This window comes from Streptomyces changchenzhani (genome assembly GCF_039766235.1).
GTDB lineage: Bacteria > Actinomycetota > Actinomycetes > Streptomycetales > Streptomycetaceae > Streptomyces.
Map to the genome: position 1 here is coordinate 415,334 of NZ_JBDHNH010000002.1, position 13,493 is coordinate 428,826.

At 69.1% G+C, this 13,493-nt stretch carries 14 protein-coding genes; 5 read left to right on the forward strand and 9 right to left on the reverse strand.

What is annotated here, in order from left to right; genetic code table 11:
• Positions 1-18: 18 nt before the first annotated feature.
• The 4 genes from ABCR94_RS10060 to ABCR94_RS10075 all read right to left on the reverse strand — a co-directional run bounded on the left by ABCR94_RS10060 (position 19) and on the right by ABCR94_RS10075 (position 4,629).
• Positions 19-984 (reverse strand): zinc-binding dehydrogenase, encoded by a 966-nt coding sequence (locus ABCR94_RS10060; RefSeq protein ID WP_347118859.1) that lies wholly within the window; start codon positions 982-984, stop codon positions 19-21.
• Positions 985-1,075: 91 nt separating this feature from the next.
• On the reverse strand, positions 1,076-2,629 hold the full coding sequence (locus tag ABCR94_RS10065; protein WP_347118860.1) for an alkaline phosphatase D family protein: 1,554 nt from the start codon (positions 2,627-2,629) through the stop codon (positions 1,076-1,078).
• On the reverse strand, positions 2,626-3,204 hold the full coding sequence (locus ABCR94_RS10070) for a phosphoesterase (RefSeq protein WP_347118861.1): 579 nt from the start codon (positions 3,202-3,204) through the stop codon (positions 2,626-2,628). Before ABCR94_RS10070 ends, ABCR94_RS10065 begins: the two co-directional genes overlap by 4 nt.
• Positions 3,205-3,417: 213 nt before the next feature.
• The gene (locus ABCR94_RS10075; protein ID WP_347118862.1) at positions 3,418-4,629 is read right to left on the reverse strand and encodes an NAD(P)-dependent malic enzyme; all 1,212 of its coding nucleotides are present in this window, start codon (positions 4,627-4,629) and stop codon (positions 3,418-3,420) included.
• A 530-nt stretch (positions 4,630-5,159) separates the two neighbouring features.
• On the opposite strand from ABCR94_RS10075, the gene ABCR94_RS10080 reads away from it, so the two are divergent.
• From ABCR94_RS10080 to ABCR94_RS10090, 3 genes are read left to right on the forward strand one after another with little or no spacing between them, the layout of a single operon-like run.
• The gene (locus ABCR94_RS10080; RefSeq protein ID WP_347118863.1) at positions 5,160-6,119 is read left to right on the forward strand and encodes an ABC transporter substrate-binding protein; all 960 of its coding nucleotides are present in this window, start codon (positions 5,160-5,162) and stop codon (positions 6,117-6,119) included.
• A 36-nt stretch (positions 6,120-6,155) separates the two neighbouring features.
• Positions 6,156-7,130 carry an amino acid ABC transporter permease gene (locus ABCR94_RS10085; protein ID WP_347118864.1) on the forward strand — a complete coding sequence of 325 codons (975 nt, stop codon included), beginning with the start codon at positions 6,156-6,158 and terminating at the stop codon, positions 7,128-7,130.
• Positions 7,127-7,888, forward strand: a complete 762-nt coding sequence (locus ABCR94_RS10090; protein WP_347118865.1) for an amino acid ABC transporter ATP-binding protein — start codon at positions 7,127-7,129, stop codon at positions 7,886-7,888. Before ABCR94_RS10085 ends, ABCR94_RS10090 begins: the two co-directional genes overlap by 4 nt.
• Positions 7,889-7,964: 76 nt before the next feature.
• Here the strand turns inward: ABCR94_RS10090 and ABCR94_RS10095 are convergent, their stop codons facing one another.
• The gene (locus ABCR94_RS10095; protein ID WP_347118866.1) at positions 7,965-8,726 is read right to left on the reverse strand and encodes a class I SAM-dependent methyltransferase; all 762 of its coding nucleotides are present in this window, start codon (positions 8,724-8,726) and stop codon (positions 7,965-7,967) included.
• A 116-nt stretch (positions 8,727-8,842) separates the two neighbouring features.
• Between ABCR94_RS10095 and ABCR94_RS10100 the strand changes: the two genes are divergently transcribed.
• Positions 8,843-9,472 (forward strand): CGNR zinc finger domain-containing protein, encoded by a 630-nt coding sequence (locus tag ABCR94_RS10100; RefSeq protein ID WP_347118867.1) that lies wholly within the window; start codon positions 8,843-8,845, stop codon positions 9,470-9,472.
• Here ABCR94_RS10100 and sodX read toward each other — a convergent pair.
• Entirely contained in the window at positions 9,376-9,801 is a 426-nt protein-coding gene (gene sodX / locus ABCR94_RS10105; RefSeq protein ID WP_347118868.1) for a nickel-type superoxide dismutase maturation protease, read from the reverse strand. The two genes, ABCR94_RS10100 and sodX, sit on opposite strands and share 97 nt — an antisense overlap.
• A 140-nt stretch (positions 9,802-9,941) precedes the next feature.
• Between sodX and sodN the strand changes: the two genes are divergently transcribed.
• Positions 9,942-10,337, forward strand: coding sequence for a superoxide dismutase, Ni (gene sodN / locus ABCR94_RS10110; protein ID WP_347118869.1), 396 nt, complete (start codon positions 9,942-9,944; stop codon positions 10,335-10,337).
• 232 nt (positions 10,338-10,569) lie between these two features.
• On the opposite strand, the gene ABCR94_RS10115 is transcribed toward sodN, so the two are convergent.
• From ABCR94_RS10115 to ABCR94_RS10125, 3 genes are read right to left on the reverse strand one after another with little or no spacing between them, the layout of a single operon-like run.
• Positions 10,570-11,418: a hypothetical protein gene (locus tag ABCR94_RS10115; RefSeq protein WP_347118870.1), complete on the reverse strand. Its 849-nt coding sequence runs from the start codon at positions 11,416-11,418 to the stop codon at positions 10,570-10,572.
• The gene (locus ABCR94_RS10120; RefSeq protein WP_347118871.1) at positions 11,399-12,310 is read right to left on the reverse strand and encodes an aldo/keto reductase; all 912 of its coding nucleotides are present in this window, start codon (positions 12,308-12,310) and stop codon (positions 11,399-11,401) included. The genes ABCR94_RS10115 and ABCR94_RS10120 overlap by 20 nt, the downstream gene beginning before the upstream one ends.
• Complete coding sequence (locus ABCR94_RS10125; RefSeq protein WP_347118872.1) at positions 12,307-13,491, reverse strand: cupin domain-containing protein; 1,185 nt, start codon at positions 13,489-13,491, stop codon at positions 12,307-12,309. Before ABCR94_RS10125 ends, ABCR94_RS10120 begins: the two co-directional genes overlap by 4 nt.
• Between the last annotated feature and the right edge of the window lie 2 nt (positions 13,492-13,493).

Genomic DNA, 13,493 nt, shown 5'->3' on the forward strand with positions numbered 1-13,493 from the left:
GTCAGCAACACCCCATCGTCAGGGAGCGGTCAGCACGATCTTCCCGAAGAGGTCGCCGCCCGCCAACTTCTCGAAGCCCTCGCGCGCCCGGTCCAGCGGCAGCACCTCGTCAATCACCGGGCGCACCCCGGTCGCCGCACAGAAAGACAACAGCTTCTCAAGCTCATCCTTGGAACCCATGGTCGAGCCGACGACCCGCAGCTCCAGGAAGAAGATCCGGGTCAGCTCGGCGGACGCGGGGTTGGAGCCGCTCGTGGCGCCCGAAATCACCAGCGTGCCACCGGGCTTGAGCGACTTCACCGAGTGCGACCAGGTGGCCGCGCCGACCGTCTCGATGACGGCGTCCACCCGCTGCGGCAGCCGTGCGCCCGGCTCGAACGCGTCGACCGCGCCCAGCTCCACGGCCCGCTTCCGCTTGGCCTCGTGGCGGCTCGTCGCGTACATCCGCAGGCCGGCCGCCTTGCCGAGGACGATCGCGGCGGTCGCGACGCCGCCCCCCGCACCCTGAACGAGGACCGAATCGCCGGGCCGTACACCGGCGTTGGCGAACAGCATCCGGTACGCGGTGAGCCAGGCGGTCGGCAGGCACGCGGCCTCGGCGAACGACAGCTCCGCCGGTTTCGGCAGCACGTTCCAGATCGGGACGGTGACCTGCTCGGCGAAGGTCCCCTGGTACTTCTCGGTGAGGATGGACCGCTTCTCGCGCGGCCCGACGCCGTGCCCGCTCTCGCCGACCACGGAGTGCACAACGACCTCGTTGCCGTCGGCGTCGATCCCGGCGGCGTCGCAGCCGAGGATCATCGGCAGCGCCTCCTCGCCGAGGCCAACGCCGCGCAGCGACCACAGGTCGTGATGGTTGAGGGAGGCGGCCCTGACGGTGACGGTGGTCCAGCCGGGACGTACCTCGGGGGCCGGGCGTTCGCCCAGCTCAAGGCCGTTCAGGGGCTGGTCGCGGTCGATGCGTGCGGCGTAGGCGGCGAACATGATCCCGAGAGTAGGGGGCGTACGGGACGCGGCGGAACCACACAACGGTGTGACACGCGCCGCGTCCGTACCCGGGCGAAGGGCCCGGCGGTCAGTCCCTGCGGTACTGCGCGGGCGACTTCTTCGTCGCCGGGTCCTCGTACGAGCCGACCGTCCCCCGGTCCACATGGAAGCTGGTGAGGGTCGAGACGGGCGAGCGCGGGTCCCTGCGGTCCTCGATGACCCGCATATGGGTGGTGAACCGCTCGGGTGTGACCTCGTACACGTCGTAGCCGTAGCGGTTGCCCTCGAAGTACTGCAGGTGCGGGTTGGCCTGGCCCATCAGCGGGCCGTTGGTGGCGTTCCACTCCGCGGAGTACGCCCCCGAGGTGACCGAGTGCGCGGTGAACTCGGTGCCGACCACCGGCGACGCGGTGTCGTCGAAGTCTGTCCTGATGTCGTCGACGAACGCGGAGTGCCAGTCGCCGGTGATCACGACCAGGTCCTCAAGGCCGCTCTTGTGCACATGGTCGAGCACCTCCTTGCGCTCGGCGAGGAAGCCGTCCCACTGGTCGGTGAACATGTACCCGCCACCGGGCCGTCCGCGCAGCTGGCTGAGCATGATCGAGTTGGCCCAGACGTGCCAGGCGTCCGGCGCCCGGTCGACGTGCTGCTTGAGCCACGCCTTCTGGCCGGCGCCGAGGATCGTCCCGTCGGGCAGGTTCTGCGCCGAGCGGTACGAGCGCAGGTCCAGGACGCTGAGTTCGAGCAGGTCGCCCCAGCGGCGGTTGCGGTGGATCACCGGGTCGGGCAGCGAGGACTCGCCGCCGTCCCGGTGCGGCATGTGCTCGTACCAGGCCTGGTAGGCGGCGGCCCGGCGCTGCATCAGGGGCGCGCCGCCGCCGGTGCCCGAGTAGTCGTTGACGACCTCGTGGTCGTCCCAGGTCAGGAACCACGGGTGGGCCGCGTGCGCCTCGCGCAGCGAAGCGTCGCCCTTGTAGAGCGCGTGCCGGCGCCGGTAGTCGGTGAGGGTGAGGATCTCCGGGGCGTCGTGGTCGCGGACATGGTCGCCGCCGACCGGGCCGTGCTCGTAGATGTAGTCACCGAGGTGGACGACAAAGTCGATGTCCTCCCGGGCGATGGCGCGGTGCGCGCCGTAGTAGCCGTCGTGGAACGCCTGGCAGTTGGCGGCGGCGAACCTGACCTTGCCGACCTTCCCCGCCGGTGCCGTCCTGGTCCGCCCGACCCGGCTGGTCTTCCCGAGCGCCCGGAACGCGTAGAAGTAGTGCGTGCCCGCCCGCAGCCCGCCGACCGGCACATGGACGCTGTGGCCGAGCGTCGCGGAGGCCGGTGCCTTACCGCGCGACACGACCCGCCGCAGCGCCCGGTCCGTGGCGACGACCCACTCCACCTCGACGACCTCGGGCAGTGGCTGCTCGGGGGCGAGAGGTTCGGGCGCGAGTCTGGTCCACAGCACGACGCTGCTGGTCAGCGGATCGCCGGAGGCGACTCCGAGGGTGAAGGGCGCCGGGTCGTACTGTGCGCCGAGCGCCTCGGCGGCCTCGCGCGCCTGCGCGGGCGAGAGCCCGGCGCTCAGCGGCCATACGACGTTGAGCGCGCCGGCCGCGCCCGCGGCCTTGAGCAGGTCTCGGCGGTTGAGATTCATGACCGGTCTCCAGCGGTGCTCAGGGTGAGGGAAATCGCGTCCGCGTAACCGTCGTTGGAGGCGCCGCTCCCGGTCCGGGTGAAGACCAGCAGCAGCCGCGCCGACCGGGCGCCGGGCGGCACGGCGGCCTCCCCGTCCCGCTCGACCATGCCGGTACGTCCGCCACGCTCGCCCGCCGTCACAGGCCCGAGCACGGTCAGCGCGACCGGCGTACCTCTGCGGTCCCGGAACTCCACGGAGAGCCGTACGCCGTCCTCCTGGGCGGCGTACCCGCCGAGCCAGGCGCCGACGGCGTATCTGACCCGGCCCGTGTCGACGGCGGCCTGCCCGGTGGGGCCCTTGCGGGGCAGGTGGACGTCCTGCATCAGCGCGGTCCGCCGGCTGACACCCCCGGAGAAGAACCGGCTGCCGCGTCGGGCGGGCCCGGGGTCGGACGGGGTCGGATAGCCGCCGCCCACGTCGTAGCCGACCAGCGCGGGGGCGCCCTGGGTGACTTTCCAGCCGGTGACCGACTCCACCGGATCGGCGGTGCCGCCCGGCCCACTCTCGGCATCTCCGTTGACGACCAGATTCACAAGCGTCTCCTGATTGGGGAATGTTCAACGCGGGGAATCACAGCAGTCCCGGATGAACCGCCGGTACCTGTTGGCCGAATTTCGTACGGAGCGTCCAAGTGCCCCGTACAAAAGTCCAAGTCCGGCGGGGCATGAAAACGAAACGGGCCGCGTCCCGCCCCCGAAGGGGTGGGACGCGGCCCGTACGACCGGTGCGACTGGCTTACGACCGACTCAGCGGCGGGCGACACCCTCCGCTCGCGCGGCGGCGGCGACCGCGGCGGTGACCGCCGGGGCGACCCGCTCGTCGAACGGCGACGGGATCACGTAGTCGGCGGCGAGCGCGTCACCGACGACGTCCGCCAGCGCGTTGGCCGCGGCGATCTTCATGCCCTCGGTGATGCGGGAGGCCCGCACCTGGAGGGCGCCCGCGAAGATCCCGGGGAACGCCAGCACATTGTTGATCTGGTTCGGGTAGTCGCTGCGCCCGGTGGCGACGACCGCCGCGTAGCGGTGCGCGACGTCCGGGTGGATCTCCGGGTTCGGGTTGGCCATGGCGAACACGAACGCGCCCGGCGCCATCGAAGCCACCGCGGGCTCGGGCACCGTACCGCCGGACACACCGATGAAGACGTCGGCGCCGCCCAGCGCGGACTCCAGCGAGCCGCTCAGTCCGGCCCGGTTCGTGAGCTCGGCCAGCTCGCGCTTGACCTCCGTCAGGTCCTCGCGGTCCCGGCTGACGACGCCCTTGCGGTCGGCCACGGCCACATCGCCGATGCCCGCCGCCAGCAGGAACTTGGCGATGGCGATCCCGGCCGCGCCCGCGCCCGAGATCACGGCGCGCAGGTCGCCGAGGGTGCGTCCGGTGAGCTTCGCGGCGTTGCGCAGCGCGGCCAGGGTGACCACGGCCGTGCCGTGCTGGTCGTCGTGGAAGACCGGGATGTCCAGCTCTTCCTGGAGTCGGCGCTCGATCTCGAAGCAGCGGGGGGCGGAGATGTCCTCCAGGTTCACCCCACCGAAGGAGGGGGCGAGCCGCACGACCGTCTCGACGATCTCGTCGACATTGGTGGTCGCGAGCGCGATGGGCACCGCGTCGACGCCGCCGAACTGCTTGAAGAGGATCGCCTTGCCCTCCATCACGGGGAGCGAGGCCTCGGGTCCGATGTCACCGAGTCCCAGAACCGCCGTACCGTCCGTCACGACGGCGACCACGTTGGACTTCCAGGTGTAGTCGTTCACCAGGTCGGGCTGCTCCGCAATGGCGGTGCAGACCTTGGCGACGCCCGGTGTGTAGGCGAGGGACAGGTCGTCCTTGTCGCGCACCGGCACAGTTGCCTGGATGGCCATCTTGCCGCCGCGGTGCAGGGCGAAGACCGGATCGAAGGGCTCCTCGGGAGCACCCTCCGTACTGCTGTCGCTGCGAGGATTGACGATCTCCGCTGCCATGTTGTTGACCCCTTACGTCTTCATCATCAGTTGAGGGTGGCCACTCCTGGTTGAGGAGGGGTGGGTGGGCACCGCGTACGTTCCCCGCGCTGGGCGGTTGGCCGCCCCGGCAGGGAGGGAGGTACATACGCGCGGGCGCGCCGCACACGCGCCCTGAGCCCCGGATGAGGGGTGTAACCGTCCTTTTTACCGGACCGGAGTAACGGCGACGAGTGCATATCACCTGGGTGATACGACTCATAGGTGAATGTCGGGATTCATCCGATACGCCACACGTTTGGCTTCCGCATGGCGAGGCGCACCGGAGAATTTCCGGTCACAAGAGTGCAACCCCGCAGAAGGTCCGGCCTTGATGTACCGGCCCCTCGGGGTTCGGGGATCACCCGTTATCTGATTTTGACATGGCGGGCCACCTGATTGGCACGGTCCGAATGGCAAGATGCCTGAATCACACAAGGTCGTGACACTCGAAGACGTGTGCCCGACCGCTCGGCCCTTCCCCCTTCCCCCATCCCGCCGGAGGAACCACCATGACCGCAAGCGCCCCGTGTCGTAAGACCGCCACGAAGTCCCGGACAGCCGCGGTCGGCGCGATCGCGGTCGCCGGCGCCCTGCTGCTCACCGCGTGCGGTGACCAGACCGAGGGCGGCAAGGACGCCGACACCGGCTCCGTCAAGGGCAGCAGCGCGCCGCTCTTCGACAAGCTCCCGGCGAAGTACCAGAAGTCCGGTGTCATCAAGGTCGGCACGGACGCCGCGTACGCCCCGATGGAGTCGATGGACGGCAACAAGATCGTCGGCATCGACCCGGAGATCGGCGAGGCGATCGGCAAGCAGCTCGGCGTGAAGGTGACCTTCGAGAACGGCAAGTTCGACGGCCTGATCGGCTCGCTGTACTCGGGCCGGGTGGACCTCGCGATGTCCGGCATGACGGACACCAAGGACCGCCAGGAGGGGCTGGACGAGGGCAAGAAGAGCGGCAAGGGCGTCGACTTCGTCGACTACTTCCAGTCCGGCACCGCCATTCTGGTCAAGAAGGGCAACCCCAAGGGCATCAAGACGCTCGACGACCTGTGCGGCAAGAAGGTCGCCGTGCAGCTCGGTACGACGTACGCGGACGCGGCCAAGGCCCAGTCCACCCAGTGCGTGAAGGACAAGAAGCCGAAGATCGCGATCGAGACGCCCGACACCGACGCCGAGGCCCAGGTGCGGGTGAAGGCCGGTGGCGCCGACGCCGACCTGAACGACTTCCCGGTCGCGGCCCACGTCGCGAAGACGGCCGACAACGGCGCGTCCTTCGAGGTCGTCGGCGAGCCGGTCGACGCGGCGCCGTTCGGCATCGCCCTCGACAAGAGCAACAGCGAGCTGCGCGACGCGATCAAGGAAGCCCTCGACGCGATCATCGCGGACGGCACGTACAAGAAGATCCTGGACAAGTGGGGCGCCTCGGACAGCGCGATCGAGAAGTCCGCCATCAACGGCGGCAAGTGATCCGCACGCGTCCCGAAGGCTCGAAGGGCACTACCCATGAGTGAAAAGTTCAAAAAGGGGCCGTCCGACACCCCACCGGGCGACTCCCCCACCCCGGCGACGACCGGGCCCACCCTCACCAAGGAGCGGCCGGAGAACATCCGCGCCATTCCGGTCCGCCACTACGGCCGCTACGTCAGCGGCGCACTGGTGCTGGCCGTCCTGGTGTGGCTGGTGCTCGCCTTCGCGGGCGGCAACGTCCGCTGGGCCACCGTCGGTGACTACATCACCAACGGCAACATCATCGCGGGCATGGGCAGGACCCTGCTGATCAGCGTCCTGTCGATGCTCATCGGCCTGGTGCTCGGCATGGTCCTCGCCGTGATGCGGATGTCCAAGAACCCGGTGACCGGTGGCGTCTCCTGGCTCTACATCTGGTTCTTCCGCGGCACTCCGGTCTATGTGCAGCTGCTGCTCTGGTACAGCCTCGCGCTGATCTTCCCGGTGTTCGAGATCCCGTTCATCTTCAAGGACGAGATGTCGGACGTCATGACGCCGTTCGTCGTGGCGCTGCTCGGTCTGGGCCTCAACGAGGGCGCCTACATGGCGGAGATCGTGCGGGCCGGCATCCAGTCGGTCGACCAGGGCCAGACCGAGGCGTCGCACGCACTGGGCATGACGCAGACGAAGACCATGCGCCGCGTGGTGCTCCCGCAGGCGATGCGGGTGATCATCCCGCCCACCGGCAACGAGTTCATCAACCTGCTCAAGACCTCGTCGCTGGTGGCCGTGGTGTCCTACCCGGACCTGCTGCGCAGCGCGCAGATCATCTCCGGCCGCAACTACGCGGTCATCGAGATGCTCTTCGTGGCCTCGTTCTGGTACCTGGTGCTGACCAGCGTCTTCAGCGTCGGCCAGTTCTACCTGGAGCGCCGCTACGCCCGTGGTGCGCTGCGTGAACTGCCACTCACCCCCTGGCAGAAGGTCAAGACCAACGTGCTGTCCCTGCGCCGTCCGGAGGTCCCGCGATGACCGCCATGGTCAAGTCCGAGGGCGTCCACAAGTCCTTCGGCCCCGTCCACGTCCTCAAGGGCATCGACCTCGAAGTCGCCCCCCGCGAGGTGTTCTGCCTGGTCGGCCCGTCCGGCTCCGGCAAGTCGACCTTCCTCAGGTGCATCAACCACCTGGAGCAGATCAACGCCGGCCGGCTGTACGTCGACGGGGACCTCGTCGGCTACCGCCAGAAGGGCGACAAGCTGTACGAGCTCAAGGACAGCGAGGTCGCGCTGAAGCGCCGGGACATCGGCATGGTCTTCCAGCGCTTCAACCTGTTCCCGCACATGACGGCCACCGAGAACGTCATGGAGGCGCCGATCCAGGTCAGGGGCGAGTCGAAGGCCGTGGCACGCGCACGTGCCGAGCGGCTGCTCGACCGGGTCGGCCTGACCGACAAGGCCGGCAACTACCCGGCGCAGCTCTCCGGCGGTCAGCAGCAGCGCGTGGCGATCGCCCGCGCGCTGGCCATGGAGCCGAAGCTGATGCTCTTCGACGAGCCGACGTCGGCGCTCGACCCCGAGCTGGTGGGCGAGGTGCTCGACGTGATGCGCGGTCTCGCCGAGGACGGCATGACGATGATCGTCGTCACGCATGAGATGGGCTTCGCGCGTGAGGTCGGCGACGCGCTGGTCTTCATGGACGACGGTGTGGTGGTCGAGTCGGGCCACCCGCGAGACGTGCTGAGCAACCCGCAGCACGACCGTACGAAGGCGTTCCTGTCGAAGGTGCTGTAGCCGAGGCGGCGGGATGACGACGAGGGAGGCGGTACGGGCCAGTGGGCCCGTACCGCCTCCCTCGTTTCATATCTGGCTACTTCACGGCCAGCACGAGCGCGTCGGAGGGCGAACGCCACACCGTCCGCGCCTCCGCGAACCCGGCCTCACGCAGCGTGCGCGCGTGCCACTCGGCGCTCGGCGTCGCGCCGTCGGCGTGCTCGCCGTAGATCTCGTAACGCTGGGCGGTGGGCCCGGCGAGTACGGGGTCCTTCGCGGCCAGCGCCCACCAGTCGGCCCAGTCCAGCGCGCCCCCGGTCCGGCCCCGCTCCATCTGCGCGTGCCGGTGCGCCCGCTCGGCCGCGTTGATGCGCGGGGTGCCCTCGTCCTTCATACGGTCGGCGTTCATGAAAACGCCGCCGTCACGGACGAGTCCGGCGACCTGCCCGTACAGAGTGGTGAGCGGCTCGTTGTGCAGCCAGTGCAGAGCGGTGGCGGTGAGGACGGCGTCGTACGAGTCGTACGGCAGCGCGCTCGCCCACTGCGGGTCCAACAGGTCGGCGGTGACGAACCGGACGCGCTCGTCCCCGTCGAAGTACCCCTCGGCGATGGCGAGCAGCGCGGGGTCGAGATCCACGCCCGTACTGGTGGCCTGCGGGAACCGGGTGAGCAGCCGGTCCGTGATACTTCCCGTACCGCACGCGAGGTCCAGCACCCTCGGCTCGGGGCCGACCACGGCCTCGACCATGTCCAGCATCACCCGCAGCCGCTCCTCACGGTCGGGCATGTACCACTCCTGCTGCCGGTCCCAGCTCTCCTGCCAGGCCCGCCAGTCGGTTCCCGCCACTGTCTCCGTCATCAGAACCCCTCCACTCCATCCACTGCGTAATACGCTGCGCACTACCCTCGAAGTAACACTCTCGAAGCAGAACCAACTATTACCCAGACCTTAGACCGCCGCCGTAAGGACTACAAGTGGAACTGGCCTATTACTCGGACTATGCCGTGCGCCTGGTCAACACCGAGGAGCCGGCCCGTAACAAGGACTCCCTCACCTCGGTGGACGCGGTCCGCGCACTCTTCGTCGGCAACGCGCAGGCGGCCCGCCGCACCACGGACGCGGACGTCACCCGCTTCCGTTCGGTACGGGCCCGCCTGCGCGCGATCTTCGAGGCGGCGGACGGCAACGACGAGACGCTGGCCGTGGACCTGCTGAACTCGCTGCTCATGGAGTTCCCCGTCAGCCCGCAGATCTCGGGACACGAGGTACACAAGGACGACGGCCGCCCCGACTGGCACATGCACCTCGCCGACCACCCATCGAACGCGACCGCCGGCTACGCGGCCATCGCCTCGATGGGACTCGCCTTCCACCTCACGGAGCACGGCGCGGACCGGCTTGGCCTGTGCGAGGCAGCGCCGTGCCGCAACGCCTATCTCGACACCTCGACCAACCGCTCCCGCCGCTACTGCTCAGACCGCTGCGCGACCCGCGCGAATGTCGCGGCCTACCGCGCCCGCAAGCGCCTGGAGACGGAGCGGTCGGTGAGCACCGGCCGCACGGCCGACACCAGCCACGACAGCACCACACCGGCGGACCGCTGACGCCCTGCCCTGATCGGCCGATACCGTCCCCGCACCCGCCCGAGCAGCAGCTCGCCGGGCACCACGCCGAACGCCCGGCTGTCCACGACCTCGGCGTCCGGGTTGTCCCCGAGCACCCACCAGCCGCCGTCGCGCCGCTCGACCAGCCGCTTCACGATGATCAGATCCTGCTGCAACGGATGGCGCAGCAGGGCCACGTCACCCGGACGGAGCTGCGCTCCGTAGTGCACCAGCAGCTGATCCCGGTGCCGCAGCGCGGGCACCATGGAAAGACCCGTCACCTCGGCGACGCCGAACAGCGCCCCCGGCTCCCGCCCTTGATCCGTCATCCGGTACCTCCCGGTCCGATCCTCCACCAGTCCCATACTCACCCTGGACTTTTGACCCAAGCCCATGGGGGCACCCGCCAAAACACGCCTCTCACGGAGTAATGTCCCCCATGAGAAGACGATCACGAGGAAGGAAGCTCATGCTCTCCCGACTGTTTGCCCCCAAGGTCAAGGCCAGCGCACACTGCGATCTGCCTTGCGGCGTGTACGACCCGGCCCAGGCCCGCATCGAGGCCGAGTCGGTCAAGGGCGTCCAGGACAAGATGCAGGCGAACGACGACGCGCACTTCCAGGCCCGCGCGACGGTCATCAAGGAGCAGCGCGCGGAGCTCGCCAAGCACCACGTCTCGGTGCTCTGGAGCGACTACTTCAAGCCCCCGCACTTCGAGAAGTACCCCGAACTGCACCAGCTGGTCAACGACACCCTGAAGGCGCTCAGCGCCGCGAAGGGCTCGAAGGACCCGGCGACGGGCCAGAAGGCGCTGGACTACATCGCCCAGATCGACACGATCTTCTGGGAGACCAAGAAGGCTTGATCTCCGGTTAGGCCGTCTGACCTGCGATTTCGCTAGTCAGATCGCCCACCTGTCCGCACCCGGTCCGCAGGCCGCCGAGAACGGCGTCCATGGCGGAGCGGGTGCGGTCTTCTTTTCTCGGCCGGAGGTACGCGTGAATCGCAACTCGCGCACTTCCATTCAGCCTTCCAACGAAGGAAGTTGAGGGGCTCGCCCTCTCCATCGTGAAGAGCCGCTCATCGACGGCCGATTCCTACCGCCGGACTAGCTCCTGTGCCCGCTCCCGCAGTGGCACTTCGAGATCGAGATTGTCCCCACGGGTGGTGGTCTGGAGCAGCATAGTGATCACCGCGAGCTCGGCGAACCGCCCCGCAGCGGTGGCGAGAGCCTCAGGGAACTCGGCACGTACGCGCACGGCGGTCTCGGGGACGAGCAGGCTGTAGGCGTGGAGCATGGCGACGTCGAAGCCGGCTGGCGCGGTGCCCCATCCCTCCCAGTCGAGGAGGGCGAGGCGTGGGGCCGTGAGGTTGGCCCAGTGCAGATCTCCGTGGGAGGCGGTCCAAACCGGCACGGTGGTGTTGATGCGGGTGCCGGTGAAGGCGAGGTACTCGGGCATGGCCCGGTCGAGGTACTCCTGGCGTACAGCGACGCGGTCGGTCTGTACGGCGGCGACTTGGGCGAGCGCGGAGCGCAGGTCGCCCCACCAGCCGGCTGAGAGATCGGGCGCGGCGCGGAGGGTGGGGCCGTCGGTGGTGACGGGGTTGTGGACGATGCGTTCGGAGAGCTCTGCGCGGTAGGCGTACGTACCCTCGGTCCAGTCCGAGACCCTCAGCAGGTGGGGGCGGGGGACACTGTCCGGCATGGCCTTCTGGGCTGCTTCGGGGCCTTCCCAAAGCTTGCCGCCGACCTCCTCTGCGGGCATGCAGACAAGGCGGAGCCAGACAGGCCCGTCGGTGCCGGTGACCGGTCGTCCCAGAGTTCGGCCGCGCCACCCCCACGCCTCCCGTGTTCCGTCGGGGCGTACGGAGAGCACGACGGTGGCCTGGTGGTGAGCGGCGCGCATGCGGTCGGCGACGGCGGGGTCATCCGGCAGCGAGAACATCGAGGGCCTTCCGCAGTTGGTCAGGCGGGACGGGGGCACGGTCCTGGAGGATCACCGCATCGTTCCAGTGTCGGGGAGAACTGGCAGAGAGCAGAACCCGATTCACCCCTGGGGTGGAGGCCACCACAGCAAGCGCGGCCTGGGCAGGGCTGAGGTTGCGGCCGATCAGCGCGATCGCCTCAGGGGTGAGCAGCTCAGCGAGTGCCCCACCATGGAGCGGCGCGGAGGCGAAGACCTCCAGTCCCGCCTCTCCAGCCTGGACGAGCACGCCCTGGCCGTTGAGGGCCGCGTGAAGTGGAGCGACGTGGACAAGCGAGAGCGGCATCTGCACGGCGCGAAAGCGGTGGTTGCCACCCCCCACCCGCCGGGCGATCGCAAGGAGCTGACGGACGGTGAAGTGCCCGTCGCTGAAACCGCTCCAGGTTGCGAGGCCGTAGGAGCGGGCCAGCCCATCGGCGCAGGCGCTCTCCAGCGCGTCGAAGGCATCGAGCAGGCGCGTGCTCAGGTCTGCCAGGGACGACTGTCCGGCCCCTGGGTGTTCCGGGTTGTGGACGAAGACCACGTCCGGCGTGCGGCCGAGGTGTTGGACGCTGCGCACCAACTGCCAGCGTATAAAACCAGGTTGGAGGCTGTGCCGCATGCCCGCCTCTTCCGCCGGCAGTACGCCTTCGGCCACCGCTTCGGCCCAAGTGGAAGGGGCGATGAAGCCGACCTTGATGGACAGCCCTACGTGCCGGTGGCGCTTGAGTACGGGGGCGAGGGCGATCTCATCGAGTCCGTGGTGATAGTTGGGCGCAGTGTCGATCCAGTCCACGCCGGACGCCACAGCGACAGAGGCCGCCGACGCCGTGTCCTGACAGCGATAGGTGCCCAGGCCGAACCGAGCGTTCATCGCTCACCCCCAACGGCGACGATCTGTCCGCTCACCAGCTCCGTGACGAGAGTGGCGGCCTGTCCAACGCTGACCTGTGCAGCTTCAGCCAGGACCCCGAGCGCATGCGACTGCCCGTCCAGCAGCAGATCGAGCAGCGGCCGGGCCTGGCCGGCGAAACTCCACTCTTCGCCCCCGGCCGCCAGTACAGCGAGGCCGTCCGCGTCGGTGGTAAGTCGAGGGCGGTTGGCCAACAGACGGACCGGCAGGTCGGCCTGCGGCGGTACGGCGCTCAGGTAAGGCAACGAGGGCCGCAGCCGGAGGCGCTCGCCCGCGTCCCGCGCGGCGAGAAACCGGTCGATCAGGTCCGGGCGCGCGAACTCATCGCTGACAATCTTGCCGAGCTGTGCGGCGTACGCGCGCTGCTCGGCCTCGGACAGGAGCCGGGGAACATCGCCGCGTACCGCCTCCTCGGCTCGCAGGACGTCAGCGAGCCAGATCAGCACGTCGGCGCCGATCACTGTCTGCAGGCCGCAGGTCAGGTGCAGAGAGTGCTGTCCCTCGGAGGCGGCGACCGCGTGCCACCAGCCGCGCGGCAGATAGAGCACATCTCCGGAGGTCAGGACGAGGTCCACGACAGGTTCCTCGGGGGGCGGCTCAGGGGCCTCGACGTCACGGTGCAGCGGCGCTTTCCGGGTCGGCCCATACAGCTTCCACCGCTTGGCGCCGTCGAGTTGTACGACGACCACGTCGTGATCGTCCCAGTGGGTTCCGAAGCCCTCGGTGTCGGTCCAGGACGCGTACAGGTTGATCTGCACACCCGTGCGCAGGAACCGCTCCAGCTCGGCGGCGAGCGTCTGGGCACCGTAGTGAAGTTCATCGACGGCGTCCAGGACGAGAGTGGCGCCCTCGGACAGCCGCGCGTGCAGCGCGTTCGGCTGCATTCGGTGCCACACCGTGCTGCGGCGCGTCATGAAGGGGCGGGCGTAGGTGTGCTGGTGCAGCATCTCGCCGCCTGCCGACAGCCGCAGGCGTGGAGCCTCCAGGCGGTGCTGGGCCAGGATCGTGTTGAGATCCTCCCAACCGAACAAGTCGGCGGTCGTGGTGGCGTCGCCGCGGACGACGCGGTAGGTGCGGCCGTACGCCTGGGCGAGGAAGTCCTCGCCCAGGCGCGCGACCACCGCGGATGCTCCGGTGGTCATCT

Bases quoted from the DNA above. Each gene is read 5' to 3' on its own strand.
- ABCR94_RS10065 (WP_347118860.1), bottom strand. From the start codon at position 2,629: ATGAATCTCAACCGCCGAGACCTGCTCAAGGCCGCGGGCGCGGCCGGC.
- sodX (WP_347118868.1), bottom strand. From the start codon at position 9,801: ATGACGGATCAAGGGCGGGAGCCGGGGGCGCTGTTCGGCGTCGCCGAG.
- ABCR94_RS10095 (WP_347118866.1), bottom strand. From the start codon at position 8,726: ATGACGGAGACAGTGGCGGGAACCGACTGGCGGGCCTGGCAGGAGAGC.
- ABCR94_RS10120 (WP_347118871.1), bottom strand. From the start codon at position 12,310: ATGAACGCTCGGTTCGGCCTGGGCACCTATCGCTGTCAGGACACGGCG.
- ABCR94_RS10085 (WP_347118864.1), top strand. From the start codon at position 6,156: ATGAGTGAAAAGTTCAAAAAGGGGCCGTCCGACACCCCACCGGGCGAC.
- ABCR94_RS10080 (WP_347118863.1), top strand. From the start codon at position 5,160: ATGACCGCAAGCGCCCCGTGTCGTAAGACCGCCACGAAGTCCCGGACA.
- ABCR94_RS10090 (WP_347118865.1), top strand. From the start codon at position 7,127: ATGACCGCCATGGTCAAGTCCGAGGGCGTCCACAAGTCCTTCGGCCCC.
- ABCR94_RS10060 (WP_347118859.1), bottom strand. From the start codon at position 984: ATGTTCGCCGCCTACGCCGCACGCATCGACCGCGACCAGCCCCTGAAC.
- ABCR94_RS10115 (WP_347118870.1), bottom strand. From the start codon at position 11,418: ATGTTCTCGCTGCCGGATGACCCCGCCGTCGCCGACCGCATGCGCGCC.
- sodN (WP_347118869.1), top strand. From the start codon at position 9,942: ATGCTCTCCCGACTGTTTGCCCCCAAGGTCAAGGCCAGCGCACACTGC.
- ABCR94_RS10075 (WP_347118862.1), bottom strand. From the start codon at position 4,629: ATGGCAGCGGAGATCGTCAATCCTCGCAGCGACAGCAGTACGGAGGGT.
- ABCR94_RS10125 (WP_347118872.1), bottom strand. From the start codon at position 13,491: ATGACCACCGGAGCATCCGCGGTGGTCGCGCGCCTGGGCGAGGACTTC.